General features: G+C 66.5%; 12 protein-coding genes and 1 pseudogene. 4 read left to right on the top strand and 9 right to left on the bottom strand.

Going from position 1 to position 13624, the window contains the following annotated elements; genetic code table 11:
* Nucleotides 1-83: 83 nt before the first annotated feature.
* Both AC5Y4H_RS08095 and AC5Y4H_RS08090 read right to left on the bottom strand, forming a co-directional pair.
* Nucleotides 84-1322, bottom strand: coding sequence for a PPE family protein (locus AC5Y4H_RS08095; protein ID WP_499980302.1), 1239 nt, complete (start codon nucleotides 1320-1322; stop codon nucleotides 84-86).
* 249 nt (nucleotides 1323-1571) lie between these two features.
* Entirely contained in the window at nucleotides 1572-2963 is a 1392-nt protein-coding gene (locus AC5Y4H_RS08090; protein WP_499980298.1) for a glycine--tRNA ligase, read from the bottom strand.
* Between the two features lie 191 nt (nucleotides 2964-3154).
* On the opposite strand from AC5Y4H_RS08090, the gene AC5Y4H_RS08085 reads away from it, so the two are divergent.
* Together AC5Y4H_RS08085 and AC5Y4H_RS08080 are read left to right on the top strand one after the other, a co-directional pair.
* Nucleotides 3155-3583, top strand: coding sequence for an ArsR/SmtB family transcription factor (locus AC5Y4H_RS08085; RefSeq protein WP_499980146.1), 429 nt, complete (start codon nucleotides 3155-3157; stop codon nucleotides 3581-3583).
* Between the two features lie 49 nt (nucleotides 3584-3632).
* A complete protein-coding gene (locus tag AC5Y4H_RS08080; protein WP_499980145.1) occupies nucleotides 3633-4028 on the top strand; it encodes a Fur family transcriptional regulator in 396 nt (131 codons plus the stop codon).
* A 4-nt stretch (nucleotides 4029-4032) separates the two neighbouring features.
* Here AC5Y4H_RS08080 and AC5Y4H_RS08075 read toward each other — a convergent pair whose 3' ends face one another.
* The 3 genes from AC5Y4H_RS08075 to recO are packed head-to-tail and all read right to left on the bottom strand — an operon-like array spanning nucleotide 4033 to nucleotide 6168.
* On the bottom strand, nucleotides 4033-4461 hold the full coding sequence (locus tag AC5Y4H_RS08075) for a hypothetical protein (protein ID WP_499980296.1): 429 nt from the start codon (nucleotides 4459-4461) through the stop codon (nucleotides 4033-4035).
* Nucleotides 4461-5378 (bottom strand): decaprenyl diphosphate synthase, encoded by a 918-nt coding sequence (locus AC5Y4H_RS08070; protein WP_499980143.1) that lies wholly within the window; start codon nucleotides 5376-5378, stop codon nucleotides 4461-4463. The genes AC5Y4H_RS08075 and AC5Y4H_RS08070 overlap by 1 nt, the downstream gene beginning before the upstream one ends.
* Nucleotides 5371-6168, bottom strand: coding sequence for a DNA repair protein RecO (recO, locus tag AC5Y4H_RS08065; RefSeq protein ID WP_499980142.1), 798 nt, complete (start codon nucleotides 6166-6168; stop codon nucleotides 5371-5373). Before recO ends, AC5Y4H_RS08070 begins: the two co-directional genes overlap by 8 nt.
* Nucleotides 6169-6229: 61 nt before the next feature.
* On the opposite strand from recO, the gene AC5Y4H_RS08060 reads away from it, so the two are divergent.
* Both AC5Y4H_RS08060 and AC5Y4H_RS08055 read left to right on the top strand, forming a co-directional pair.
* Nucleotides 6230-7711 (top strand): amidase, encoded by a 1482-nt coding sequence (locus AC5Y4H_RS08060; protein WP_499980141.1) that lies wholly within the window; start codon nucleotides 6230-6232, stop codon nucleotides 7709-7711.
* Between the two features lie 79 nt (nucleotides 7712-7790).
* A pseudogene (locus AC5Y4H_RS08055) lies at nucleotides 7791-9246 on the top strand (aminotransferase class I/II-fold pyridoxal phosphate-dependent enzyme).
* Nucleotides 9247-9506: 260 nt separating this feature from the next.
* Here the strand turns inward: AC5Y4H_RS08055 and era are convergent.
* The 4 genes from era to ybeY all read right to left on the bottom strand — a co-directional run bounded on the left by era (nucleotide 9507) and on the right by ybeY (nucleotide 13622).
* The gene (gene era, locus AC5Y4H_RS08050) at nucleotides 9507-10406 is read right to left on the bottom strand and encodes a GTPase Era (RefSeq protein ID WP_499980140.1); all 900 of its coding nucleotides are present in this window, start codon (nucleotides 10404-10406) and stop codon (nucleotides 9507-9509) included.
* Nucleotides 10399-11709 (bottom strand): hemolysin family protein, encoded by a 1311-nt coding sequence (locus AC5Y4H_RS08045; protein ID WP_499980139.1) that lies wholly within the window; start codon nucleotides 11707-11709, stop codon nucleotides 10399-10401. Before AC5Y4H_RS08045 ends, era begins: the two co-directional genes overlap by 8 nt.
* Before the next feature lie 87 nt (nucleotides 11710-11796).
* Complete coding sequence (locus tag AC5Y4H_RS08040; protein ID WP_499980137.1) at nucleotides 11797-13092, bottom strand: hypothetical protein; 1296 nt, start codon at nucleotides 13090-13092, stop codon at nucleotides 11797-11799.
* Nucleotides 13089-13622 carry an rRNA maturation RNase YbeY gene (gene ybeY, locus AC5Y4H_RS08035; protein WP_499980136.1) on the bottom strand — a complete coding sequence of 178 codons (534 nt, stop codon included), beginning with the start codon at nucleotides 13620-13622 and terminating at the stop codon, nucleotides 13089-13091. The genes AC5Y4H_RS08040 and ybeY overlap by 4 nt, the downstream gene beginning before the upstream one ends.
* Between the last annotated feature and the right edge of the window lie 2 nt (nucleotides 13623-13624).

The following is a 13624-nucleotide window of genomic DNA, read 5'->3' as shown; positions in this document are numbered from 1 at the left end:
ACCGCGCAGGTCGACAAATCAAAAAGTATTTAATTCTCGCCGCTTTGCACAATATGCACGTCTGCAACAGCAGCATCGTCGCGCTATCCGCGCCGGCCGCGCGGAACAACTTTGGGACGAGATCTCACCACCTGCGCCCTGGTCCCCCGGTCCTCGCCCTCGGGGTTCTTCTCGTTCACCGGCACCGCCGCCATCGGCACGCCATTTCCGGTTCCGGTTGATCCCACCGCAACCGGAGCTCCAGAGCCCGCACCCGACATCGCCGGAGCGGCGATGTAGGCCGGCATCGACCCTTGCCACGCGGCGGGCACCGACATCGACCCGACGAATCGCGCACTGCCTAGCCCCGCCGTCGCAACGCCCAAGGCGCCCAACCCCCCACCGGCCAACGGCTGCAGGTCCGTTAACGCGCCACCCGAGCTAGGTGGCGCGCTGAGGGGCGCGTTGGTCGCACCGACCAACCCCGGTGCCGGCGCCAGTGGAGGCACGGGTGTCGGTGCCGCCGCTGCCGGGCCCGTACTTTGCGCGAGCGTCACCATGGGCGTCATCAACGCGGTTGCCGGGTACGCTCCGGCCTGCGCGGCCGTCGTCAACGCGGCCACCGGCGTCGACAAAAGCAGTGACGTCAACGACGAGACGGCCGGCGAGAGGGCCGAAAACACCGACTGCAGCTGCGAGGCGAACGCGGTTCCCAGCGACGACAAGCCCTGCAAGAACTGCGACGCAAAAGTCAAGGGGGCGGTCACCAACCCGGCCAGGTCCGCCCCGTCCGCGGATGGCGCGCCGCCCCCGAGGGCCGCGGGCGGAACGCTGAAATTCGGCAATGCCTCCGCCATCGATTGAGCCCCGGCCTGATAGCCCAGCATCGCGGCCACATCCCGCGCCCACATCTCGACGTACTCAAACTCGGTCTGCGCGATCGCCGCCGTGTTCAGGCCCAGAAAGTTCGTCGCTATCAAGACGAGCAGCCTGGCCCGATTCGCCAACACCTCCGGCAGTGGCACCGTCGCCACCAAAGCCCCCTCAAAGGCCAGGGCCGCCATCCGGGCCTGCAACGCCGCCACCTCTGCCTGTGCCGCGGCGATGAGCAGCCATTCCACGTAGGGCGCCGAGGCCGCGGTCATCGAGGTCGACGACGGCCCCAGCCAGGGACCACTGGCCAGATCCGAAACCACGGTGTGAAAAGACGATGCCGAGGACGACAACTCGGCCGCCAGCCCATCCCACGCCGAGGCCGCCTCGAGCAGAGGTCCGGATCCCGGGCCGCCAAATATCAAGGCCGAGTTGATCTCAGGAGGGAAGAACACAAACGCGGGAATCAATCGCAACCCCAACCGACCGAGTCAACGGCTACTACCCCGGACGGCTCGACGTCCGCCCGCGGCCATTAGCTACTACTTATACCGCAACGAAGACCTTGAGGCACCCCACGCGAAAGGCCGAAGTTTAAAACAAACCCTCGATTTAACAATATCCGGAGTAAGTGATGACTTATCGCCGCCCGGGCGGGACGATCAGATGGCCGGATGTCCAGGCACAGAAAATCCACGAGCCGGGGTCAGGAGGGACGACTAACAGCCCTTAAGGCGCACCGCCAAATACTCCGAGACCGCATTCATAGCGACCCGTTCCTGGGACATGTCGTCGCGCCGGCGCACCGTCACTGCATCGTCTTCGAGCGAGTCGAAATCCACCGTCACGCAGAACGGTGTGCCAATCTCGTCCTGGCGCCGATAACGTCGCCCGATCGCACCGGCGTCGTCGAAATCGATATTCCAGAATTTGCGTAACTCGGCGGCCAAGTCTCGCGCTTTGGGACTCAAGTCGGCGTGGCGGGACAGCGGAAGCACCGCGGCTTTGACCGGAGACAGGCGCGGGTCGAGGCGCAGAACCGTGCGTTTCTCCATCTTGCCCTTGGCATTCGGGGCTTCGTCCTCTGTGTAGGCGTCGATCAAGAACGCCATGAACGATCGCGTCAGGCCGGCGGCCGGCTCGATCACGTAGGGCGTGTACCGGGTGTCGGTGACCTGATCGTAAAACGACAGGTCGACGCCGGAATGCTTAGCATGCGTCGACAAGTCGAAATCGGTCCGGTTCGCAACACCTTCCAACTCGCCCCAGGGATTACCGGCGAAACCGAACTTGTACTCGATATCGACGGTGCGATCGGAGTAGTGCGACAGCTTGTCGGCTGGATGTTCAAATAACCGCAAGTTCTCCGGGTCGATGCCCAGGTCGACATACCATTGCAGCCGGGTGTCGATCCAGTACTGATGCCATTCCTTCGCGGTCGAGGGCTCGACGAAGAACTCCATTTCCATTTGTTCGAACTCGCGGGTCCGGAAAATGAAGTTGCCCGGGGTTATCTCGTTGCGAAAACTCTTGCCGATCTGGCCGATACCGAAAGGCGGCTTCTTGCGGGCGGTCGTCACTACGTTGGCGAAGTTGACGAAGATGCCCTGCGCGGTCTCCGGGCGCAGGTAGTGCAGACCCTCCTCGGTCTCGATCGGGCCCAGGTAAGTCTTGAGCATCATGTTGAATTCGCGCGGCTCGGTCCATTGGCCCGGCTCGCCGGTCTCTGGATCGCGGATGTCGGCCAGGCCGTTGGGCGGCGGGTGCCCATGTTTCGCCTCGTATGCCTCGATGAGGTGGTCGGCGCGATAGCGCTTGTGGGTGATCAGCGATTCGACCAGCGGGTCGTGAAAGACCTGGACATGGCCCGAGGCGACCCACACCTGCCGGGGCAAGATGATCGACGAATCCAGTCCCACAACGTCATCGCGACCGCTGACCACCGAGCGCCACCACTGCCGTTTGATGTTCTCTTTGAACTCCACACCCAGCGGGCCGTAATCCCACGCCGACCGAGTGCCGCCGTAGATCTCCCCGGAGGGAAAGACGAAGCCGCGCCGTTTGGCCAGGTTCACTACGGTGTCGATGACGGACGCCACGGCGTGGTGCACTCCCTTTCCGGGTTCGGGCGGGCACGCGCGGCGATCGACCGCGGTGCGCAGAGCATCAGTCATGGTAGCGATCGACGCCGTGGTCTTTGACATGCGTCATCATGCATGTGACAGTGGATGGCAGCCGATAACGACATTCAATGGCGGAAACTTTTCCCACTACCTGGCACTTTCGAGGTGATGCCGCTCCCATGATGACGTCCCCGTCACCTTCTGCCTCGATGCCGGCCGCGCAAGACGGCGACGCGGACCCGGGCGTGGTCGGCCACGACCCCGACGCGCTCGGCGCCGGTGGGCACCCCGGTTTGGCCGCCTACCCCGTCCCGCCGCCCCGGGACATCCTCGACGCCGCCGGCGAGTTGCTGCGCGCGCTGGCCGCGCCCGTGCGTATCGCGATCGTGTTGCAGTTGCGCGAGTCCCATCGCTGCGTGCACGAGCTGGTGGATGCGCTCGGCGTGCCCCAGCCGCTGGTCAGCCAGCATCTGAAGATTCTCAAGGCGGCCGGGGTGGTCACCGGGGAGCGATCCGGTCGCGAAGTGCTCTACCGCCTCGCCGATCATCACCTTGCGCACATCGTGGTGGACGCCGTCGCGCACGCCAGTGAGGAGCCGCGACAATGACCCGCGCCAGCGACGATGCAGCGCCTAGCAATGAGAAGGAGTGGCGCCAATGACCGGGGTGAGCGTCCGTTCTACCCGGCAGCGCGCGGCGATCTCCACGCTGCTGGAGACGCTCGATGAGTTCCGCTCGGCCCAGGAGCTGCATGACGAGCTGCGCCGCCGCGGCGAGAACATCGGCCTGACCACCGTTTACCGGACGCTGCAGTCGATGGCCGCGGCCGGGATGATCGACACGCTGCGCACCGACACCGGTGAGTCGGTCTACCGCAGGTGTTCCGAGCACCATCACCACCACCTGGTCTGCCGCACCTGCGGCGCCACCATCGAGGTGGGCGATCACGAGGTCGAGGAGTGGGCGGCGGAAGTGGCCGCCACACACGGCTTCTCCGACGTCAGCCACACCATCGAAATCTTCGGCACCTGTTCGGATTGCGACGGCCGATAGCCGATTACGCCATCAGCGTCCGACGTATCCCGGCGCCGGTGTCCAGCACCAACAGGATCAGCGTCCTGAGGGCCTCGTCGGTCAGGCCGCCGCCGGGAAAGTTGTACCGCAGCATTACGTCGGCGGTTTTCGACGCACCCTTGCCCGAGTTGCGTTGCACGGCCTTCTCATTGACCTTCTCGATCAGGCTCACACTGCCGAAATTGCTGTCGCGGGCCTGCGCGGCGACCTGCTCGCTGACCTTCTTGGTCAGCGGCAGATCCCAGGCCAGGATCTGGGTGAGCGATACTAGGTCGAGGCCTTCGGCGATATTCACCACGCGCAACGAGGCGATGGTGCCGTCGTGGCGCACCGTGACCGCGCCGTCGGGCTCCTCGTCGAGCGGAAGGACGTCGCCGAGTATCGCAGCCAACCGTTCCTGCAGCGACGGCATCATGCGCTCCCGAATCTGCGGTTGCGGGAAGCGTATTCCTCACACGCGGCCCATAAATCGCGGCGGTCGTAGTCGGGCCAGAGCTTGTCCTGAAATACATACTCGGCGTACGCGGCCTGCCACAACATGAAATTGCTGGACCGATGCTCCCCCGAGGTCCGCAGAAACAAGTCGACGTCGGGAATGTCGGGTCGCTGCAGGTGATGCGTCACCGTCGACTCGCTGATGCGCTCCGGGTTCAGTCGGCCCGCGGCGGCCAGGCGCGCAATTTCCTTTGTGGCTTCGGCGATTTCGGCGCGCCCACCGTAGTTGACGCAGTAGTTCACGGTGATGACGTCGTTGTCTTTCGTCATATCCTCCGCGATCGCCAACTCGTTGATCACGCTGCGCCAGAGGCGGGGCCGTGAACCCACCCACCGGATTTTGACCCCGATCGCCTTGAGGTTCACCCGGCGCATGCGGACCACGTCACGGTTGAACCCCATCAGGAAGCGAACCTCTTCGGGCGAACGCTTCCAGTTTTCGGTCGAGAAGGCGTAGAGGCTGAGCCATTTGATACCGATCTCGATTGCGCCGCAGACGATGTCGATGACGACCGCCTCGCCGGCCTTATGGCCGTCGGTGCGGCTCAGGCCCTGTTGGGTGGCCCAGCGGCCATTGCCGTCCATCACGATGGCCACATGGTTGGGCAGTCGGGCGGCCTCGATCCTGGGCGGGGCCGCCTTCGAGATGTGCTGTGGTGGCCGAGACGGCCCCCCGTCAGGGGACGGCGGCAACTCCGGAAAGACGACCGGCCAGGTCGACTTGTCGGGAAATACCGGATAGTCGTCGGGCGCGGGGTCCAACTGCGGGAAATCGGCTGGCGCCGTGGCGGGCTCGGCCTTTCGCCCCGAGCCGCCGGCCCAGAGTTTAGCCACAGTCCATATCCTGCCCGATCAGCGCCGCGCGCTGGTCGGCGATGGTCCGGTCGACGTGATACGTCCGTTCCACGAGCGGCAACGTCTTGAGCTGCCGCTCCAGATGCCACTGCAGGTGCGCGGCCACCAGACCGCTGACGTAGTTGCGGTGCGATTGCGGCGTCTTCTCGGCGAAGTCCCAATCGCCGTCGTGCAGCGCGGACATCAGATCCAGCACCCCCGGCGGCGGTGTCGTCGAACCCGCCGGCCGGCAGTGTGCACAGACGCTGCCGCCGGCGCCGACGTGGAACGCCCGATGGGGACCGGGCGTGGCGCACCGGGCGCACTCGCCCAGCGCCGGCGCCCATCCGGCGATGCCCATCGCGCGCAGCAGGTAGGCGTCCAGCAGGAGGCCCCGGGACCGCCGGCCGTCGGCCACCGCCCGCAACGCGCTCACCGTGAGCCCGTGCAAGGCCGGGGCGGGCGCCCGCTCCTCGCCGGCGAGGCGCTCGGCGGTTTCCAGCATGGCGCAGCCGCAGGTGTAACGCCCGTAGTCGTTGACGATGTCGGTGGCGAACGCGTCGATGGAGACGACCTGGGTGACGATGTCGAGGTTGCGGCCGGGATGTAATTGCACATCGATGTGCGCAAACGGCTCCAGCCGCGCACCAAATTTGCTGCGGGTGCGGCGCACGCCCTTGGCGACCGCGCGGACCAGTCCGTGATCACGAGTAAGCAACGTGACGATCCGGTCGGCTTCGCCGAGCTTGTGCTGGCGCAACACAACAGCCCGGTCTCGGTATAGCCGCATCACAATAGTTTTGCACCCCGCCGCGACATTACGGGTATCCGCGCCGTTAGTCTCGTACCCCGTGATTGGCGCTTCTGGGACGGGTCCCGGGTCCATTGCCGGATCCGGCCACCGGCGCCTGCCCACACTCACTGACCTGCTCTATCAACTCGCCAGCCGCTCGGTGACGTCCACCACATTGGTGGGTCGCTCCCTGCACGCCATCCACGCCAGCCAGCCCACGCTGAACGCCTTCCGGGTGGTGCTCACCGACTCGGCGCTGGCCGACGCGGCGGAGGCCGACCGGCGGCGCGCGGCCGGGGACACCGCCCCCCTGCTGGGGATTCCGATCGCGGTGAAAGACGACGTCGACGTTGCCGGGGTGCCCACCGCCTTCGGGACCGAGGGATCGGTCGCGCCCGCCATGCACGACGCCGAGGTGGTGCGCCGGCTCAAGGCGGCCGGCGCCGTGATCGTCGGCAAGACCAACACCTGCGAACTCGGACAATGGCCGTTCACCAGCGGGCCCGGTTTCGGGCATACCCGCAACCCCTGGTCGCGCCGGCACACCCCCGGCGGATCGTCGGGCGGCAGCGCCGCGGCGGTGGCGGCCGGCCTGGTCACGGCCGCGATCGGCTCCGACGGCGCCGGCAGTATCCGCATACCGGCGGCGTGGACACATTTGGTGGGCATCAAGCCGCAGCGTGGACGCATCTCGACCTGGCCGTTGCCGGAGGCGTTCAACGGCATCACTGTCAATGGCGTGCTGGCCCGGACCGTGGCCGATGCGGCGCTGGTGCTCGACGCGGCGTCGGGCAATGTCGAGGGCGACCGGCACAAGCCGCCCCCGATCACCGCGTCCGACTATGTCGGTAAAGCGCCCGGCCCGCTGAACATCGCGCTGTCCACCCGGTTCCCGTACACCGGCTTCCGGCCGAAGCTGCACCCGGAAATCCTGGCCGCGACGCGGGCCGTCGGCAAGCAACTCGAACTGCTCGGCCACACCGTGGTGCCCGGCAACCCGGACTACGGCATGCGGCTGTCCTGGGACTTCCTCGCCCGGTCCACCTCGGGCCTCCGCGATTGGGAGGAGCGGCTGGGCGACGGCGTGGTGCTGGACCCCCGAACCCTGTCCAACCTGCGTCTGGGCGCGGTGCTGGGACAGGCGATCCTGCGCAGCGCCCGCCACCACGAAGCGGCCGACCAGCGCCGGGTGGGATCGATCTTCGACATCGTCGACGTCGTGCTGGCGCCGACCACGGCCCAGCCGCCGCCGCTGGCCCGCGCCTTCGACCGGTTGAGTGGCTTCGGCACCGACCGCGCCATGATCGCGGCGTGCCCGCTGACCTTCCCGTGGAACGTGCTGGGCTGGCCGTCGATCAATGTCCCCGCCGGCTTCACGTCCGACGGCTTGCCGATCGGCGTGCAGCTGATGGGTCCGGCGAACAGCGAGGGCATGCTGATTTCGCTGGCCGCCGAGCTGGAAGCCGTCTGCGGATGGGCCAGCCAACAGCCCCAGTCTTGGTGGGACCAGACCACCGACGTACCCGGCGCCTCGAGCTGACGCCCCCGGCGCACATCCCACGCGCGCTTTTGCAGGTGTCGGCGCGAATTAGCCGCCGACGGCCGGGTACCCGCCCGGCATGGACCAGTCGACCGCTCCTTTGCTCGATGCGCTGGCCGATTACCGGGACCAGAACCGGTACGGGTTTACACCGCCGGGCCACCGGCAGGGCCGCGGTGCCGACGGCCGGGTCCTCGCAGTCCTGGGCCGCGAGCCGTTCCTGGACGACGTGCTGGCCAGTGGCGGGCTGGATGACCGCAGAACCAGGAACGGATACCTCAAGCACGCCGAAGACCTGATGGCCGAAGCCGTGGGCGCCGAGGTCGCCTGGTTTTCCACCTGTGGCAGTTCACTATCGGTCAGGGCGGCGATGATGGCCGTCGCCGGCGGTGACGGCAGCCTCCTGGTCGGGCGCGACAGCCACAAGTCGATCGTGGCGGGGCTGATCTTCTCCGGTGTGCAGCCGCGCTGGATCACCCCCGATGGGATGCCGAGCACCACTTTTCGCAATCGCCCTCGCCCCAGCAGGTTGAACAAGCCTGGGATAAGCACCCGGACGCCTCCGGCGCGCTCGTCGTGAGCCCAAGCCCGTATGGCACCTGCGCCGACATCGCCGGCATCGCCGAGGTGTGCCATCGGCGCGGAAAGCCGTTGATCATCGACGAAGCGTGGGGGGCCCACCTGCCGTTCCATGAGGACCTGCCGACCTGGGCGATGGATGCGGGCGCGGATGTCTGCGTGGTCAGCGTGCACAAGATGGGCGCGGGTTTCGAGCAGGGCTCGGTGTTCCACGTGCAGGGGAATTTGATCGATCGGGACCGCCTGTCCAGCTGCGCGGATCTGCTGATGACCACCAGCCCCAACGTCCTCCTGTATGCGGCCATGGACGGGTGGCGCCGGCAGATGGTAGAGGTGGTCACGAATTGCTCGGGACCGCAATGGATTTGACGCGGCAAGTCCGCGCAGAAATCGAACTCATTCCCGACGTGCAGGTGCTCGACGACGAGCTGCTCGGGGTCCAGGCCTCTCATGACCTGGACCGGATGCAGGTGCTGATCGACGTATCGGCCACGGGCACATCGGGTTATCAGGCCGCCGACTGGCTGCGCGCGCACGCACACATCGATGTGGGGATGACCGATCACCGTCGCATCCTGGCCACCTTGTCCATGGCCGACGACAAGCAAACACTGGGACGTCTCACCGATGCTTTGCGGGCTTGGCGAACCGCGGCCGACGACTTCGCGCCGGCGCCGCGCATCGCGCTGCCGTCGCCCACGGACCTGCAATTGGAAACCGTCGAGTTGCCCCGCGAGGCGTTTTTCGGACGAGTCGAGGCGATACCCACCGACAGCACCGGCGGCCGGATCGCCGCCGAACAGATCACGCCCTACCCACCGGGCATTCCCGCCGTTGTCCCCGGCGAACGTCTCAATGACGCGGTGCTGGATTACCTGTGCTCCGGCGCCAACGCCGGCATGAATCTTCCCGACGCGGCGGATCCGTCGATGCAGACCATCCGAGTGCTGGCCTGACCCTTCGAGCGGTTGCTTCGATTGCCCCGCGGCCTCGACATCACCCGGTTACCAACGGCTTTGACGGTATCCGGGGGCACGCGGTTGGTTGCACCCATGACCTTCGATAAAGCGGACCTGCTACCTTCTGATCACGGTGCATCGGCGCCTCAAATCCCTGGCTTGCGACCGGCGCGGCTACCCATGACAACGTTCACCAAACCTGGTGACACCGGCGGCGCCGGTTAGCCGCGCATGGGCGTGCGCCGGTCCCACATGCCCTAAAACCCAAGCCGGCCAAGCTGTTTAGGGTCGCTCTGCCAGTTTTTGGCGACCTTGACGCGCAGGTCGAGGTAAACCTTGGTGCCCAACAACTTTTCGATCTGGGCGCGCGCGGCGGTCCCGACCTCCCGCAGCCGGGCGCCACCTTTGCCGATGACGATCCCCTTCTGGCTGTCGCGTTCGACGTAGAGCAGAGCGTGGACGTCGATCAGGTCGTCACGGTCCGCCCGCGGGTTGACTTCGTCGATGACCACCGCCAACGAATGCGGCAGCTCGTCGCGAACACCTTCGAGGGCGGCCTCCCGGATGAGTTCGGCCATCAGGACCTCTTCGGGTTCGTCGGTCAGCTCGCCGTCGGGGTAGTACGCCGGCCCGGGCGGCAGTGCGGCGGCCAGCACGTCGATCAAGACGTCGACCTGCGACCCCGTCGCCGCCGACACCGGGACGATCTCGGCCGAGTCACCGACCAGCTCGCTGACCGCCACCAGCTGCGCGGCTACCCGATCTCTGGGCGTCTTGTCGATCTTGGTGACGATCGCGATCAAAGTCGTTTTCGGCGCGGTCGAACGGATCTGATCGACGATCCACCGGTCTCCCGGACCGATCGCTTCGTCGGCCGGAATGCACAGCCCGATCACGTCGACTTCGGAATAGGTATCGCGCACAAGGTCGTTCAACCGCTGGCCCAGCAGGGTGCGCGGCCGGTGCAGGCCCGGGGTGTCAACCAGGATGATCTGAAAGTCCTCTCGATGCACGATGCCGCGGATGGTGTGCCGGGTGGTCTGCGGCCGCATCGAGGTGATCGCGACCTTGGTCCCGACGAGCGCGTTCGTCAGCGTCGATTTCCCGGTGTTGGGGCGGCCGACCAGGCATACGAAGCCGGAGCGAAATTCAGTCATGCTGCTCCGGTTCCTCGCCATCGGAAGAATCGCCCGATTCGGCAGGGCTGAGCAGGACGGTGTTGATGCGCACCCGGCCACGGTGATCGGTGCCGCCCTCGGCATGCAACCGCAGGCCGTGTGAAACCACCTCAGCGCCCGGCAGCGGCACCCGTCCCAATTCCAGTGCGAGCAGCCCTCCGACGGTGTCGACGTCGAGGTCGTCGTCGAATTCCACGTCATACAGCTCGCCCAGATCCTCGATCGGCAGCCGCGCCGACACCCGGAAGTGCTTGTCGCCCAGGTCTTCGACCGGCGCCGTCTCCGCCTCGTCGTACTCGTCGGCGATCTCACCGACGATTTCCTCCAGCACATCTTCGATGCTGACCAGGCCGGCGATCGCGCCGTACTCGTCGACGAGAAGAGCCATGTGGTTGCGGTCGCGCTGCATTTCCCGCAGCAGCGAATCCAGAGGCTTGGAATCCGGCACGAAGACCGCCGGACGCATCACCTTCGACACCGGCGGGGTCCGGCCGCCGTCCCCAGACAAAACCGTCTGCTGGACAAGGTCTTTCAAATACACGACGCCGACGATGTCGTCGACGTTCTCACCGATCACCGGGATGCGGGAATGCCCGCTGCGCACCGCCAGGTTGATGGCCTGGCTGGCGAACTTGTCGCTTTCGATCCAGATCATCTCGGTGCGCGGCACCATCACCTCGCGGGCCGGGGTGTCACCGAGCTCGAAGACCGACTGGATCATCCTGCGCTCTTCGGCCGCGACGACGCCGCGCTGCTGGGCCAGATCGACGACTTCACGCAGTTCGATCTCGGAGGCGAACGGCCCGTTCCGCAGGCCGCGGCCGGGAGTCACCGCATTACCCAGCACCACCAGCAACCGGCTGATCGGCATCAACAGCCACGAGATCGCCTGCAGCGGAAGCACTGTGGTCAGCGCGATGGAGTAGGCGTTTTGACGGCCGAGGGTGCGTGGCCCCACTCCCATGACGACGAAGCTGGTCACCACCATGATGGCGGCCGCGCCGAACAATCCCCATTTCAGCCCGAAGTTGTCGTAGAGAAACACCACCAGCAGTACCGTCGCCGTGATCTCGCAGGCGATTCGCAGCAGTACCACCAGGTTGATGTAGCGCGGCCGCTCCGACATCACCTTGGACAGGGCCACCGCGCCGGGCCGCTCGTCGCGCACCAACTCCTGGACCCGGGCCAGCGACACCGTGCTGATGGCCGCATCGATCGCCGCGAACAGTCCGCCCAGCGCGATCAGCGCGACTGCACCGAGCAGCTCAGACCAGCCCGTCAATTGTCGAGATACCTTGACTTGGTCACTGACTCCCCTGTGGCTTTGAGCTGCAGTTTAGCGGTCGGTCGGTGCCGATGACGGCGACCGCTAGGTGCCGGCCTTCTCCTCCTGCGCCTTCTGCTCCTCGGCTCGCTGCTCCTCGTTCCGATTACGGCGGTTGAGCAGCCAGGCGATCAGGCCCACCACTACCGCGAACCCGCCGAAGCGCAGCGGTAGGGTCCACCCGGATTGCTGGGGCTGACCTGGCTCCTGATGGTGGACGGCCAGCAGCACCAAGAAGCTGCCGTCGTCGGTCGGCCCGACGCCCGGCGTCGGCTGGGTCTTGATCACCCTGATCTGGGCGGGGGCGCTGCTGGAGTTGTCGATCTGCCCCCAGGCCAGGGTGGAGTCGTCGAGCAGGAAGGTGTCCTGGCCGCCCGCGGGTTGGCTGCCGTCGTGACCCACCACCGCCACGTGGCCCACTTCGACGATTTCGCCTTTGGCGGGTACGGACACCGTGACGGTGTCGTAGAGCCTCGGGGGCGCCGGCTTGCGGTCCGGCGCCGTCGCGGCGTTGGGGTCGTTCGGCGGTATCGAACCTGCGCCGTAGAAGCTGCCGGCAGCGACGTAGCTGTCGCTGACCGCGGTGAACGGGACGACGCCGACGGTGGTGGCGTCGAGCACTATCCGCGCTCCGCGCGGCAGGTACGCCTGCTGATAGGCGCCGTTGTAGAAGTAACGGAACGTCACGGGCTGACTGAGCGGGTTGTAGATCGTCGGACGGCGATAGGCGTCGTCGTAGTCGATGTAGTCCCAGTGGCGCGGCCGGACGAACTTCTGATCGTCAATCTTGAGGATGTCGACGTTGTCCCGGTGGGTAGTCACGACGTTCTGCACCTGCTGGTCGAAATCAACCTGCGTAGGCGGCTTCGGTGGGTTGGCGGGGTCGACGCGCGTGACCGGCGCGGCCTTGGCCGCCGCAATCGCCAGCGACGGCGCATCCAGCCCCCGCGGCGGTGCCACCACCGGGGCGTTTCGTGGCGTGTCCGGGCCCGGCGGATTGATCTCCACCACCGGGACGGGGCTTTGACCGGAGTTGGGCGGCGGAAGTACCAGCGGGCTCTCCGCCGGCAACGGGATCGGGGGCGGCTCGTACACCGGAACGGGAACGTGCGGAACCGGTGAGGGCGCGTTGCTGGGGGGCCCCTGGACGCCGTGGCGGTCCTCGTTGCACACGTTCGCCGTGTGATAGGCGTTCACGTAGAACATGCAGTGCTCGCAGGCGACGGGGTTCGATCCCGCACCCGCGCACGGGGCCGCCCGCGCCTCGGTGTCGGTGATGACCCACACCGGCAACGGTGCGAAGGCGATGGCGGCTGCCGCCAGAATTTTGAGTGCCCTCAATTGTCGAAATACCTTGACTTGTCCAGCAATCGGCGGTCCCGCTCCTCTTGGCGGTCCTGATGGTAGGCCTCGACCTGCTCGGCGACCCATTCTTCGAGCAGCCGGTCCTGCAGGGCGAACATCTCCTTCTCCTCGTCCGGCTCGGCGTGGTCGTAGCCGATCAGGTGAAGCACGCCGTGGATGGCCAGGAGCGCCAGCTCGTGCCCCAGACTGTGACCCGCCGAGGCCGCCTGGCCGGCAGCGAACTCCGGGCACAGCACGATGTCGCCCAGCATCGAGGGTCCCGGCTCGGGGGCATCCGGCCGCCCGCCCGGCTCGAGCTCGTCCATCGGAAAGCTCATCACGTCGGTCGGGCCGGGCAGATCCATCCAGCGCATGTGCAGGTCGGCCATCGCGGCGGTGTCCAGCAGCACCATCGACAGCTCGGCAGCCGGATTGACGTCCATCTTGGCGATGACGAACCGCGCGACGCTGATCAGTTCGGCTTCGGAGACGTCGATACCCGATTCGTTGGATACCTCAATGCTCATAG

Source organism: Mycobacterium sp. NGS58, from assembly GCF_059812385.1.
The sequence above is the reverse complement of the archived record's forward strand: the minus strand, read 5'-3'. Positions and strand labels throughout refer to the sequence as shown.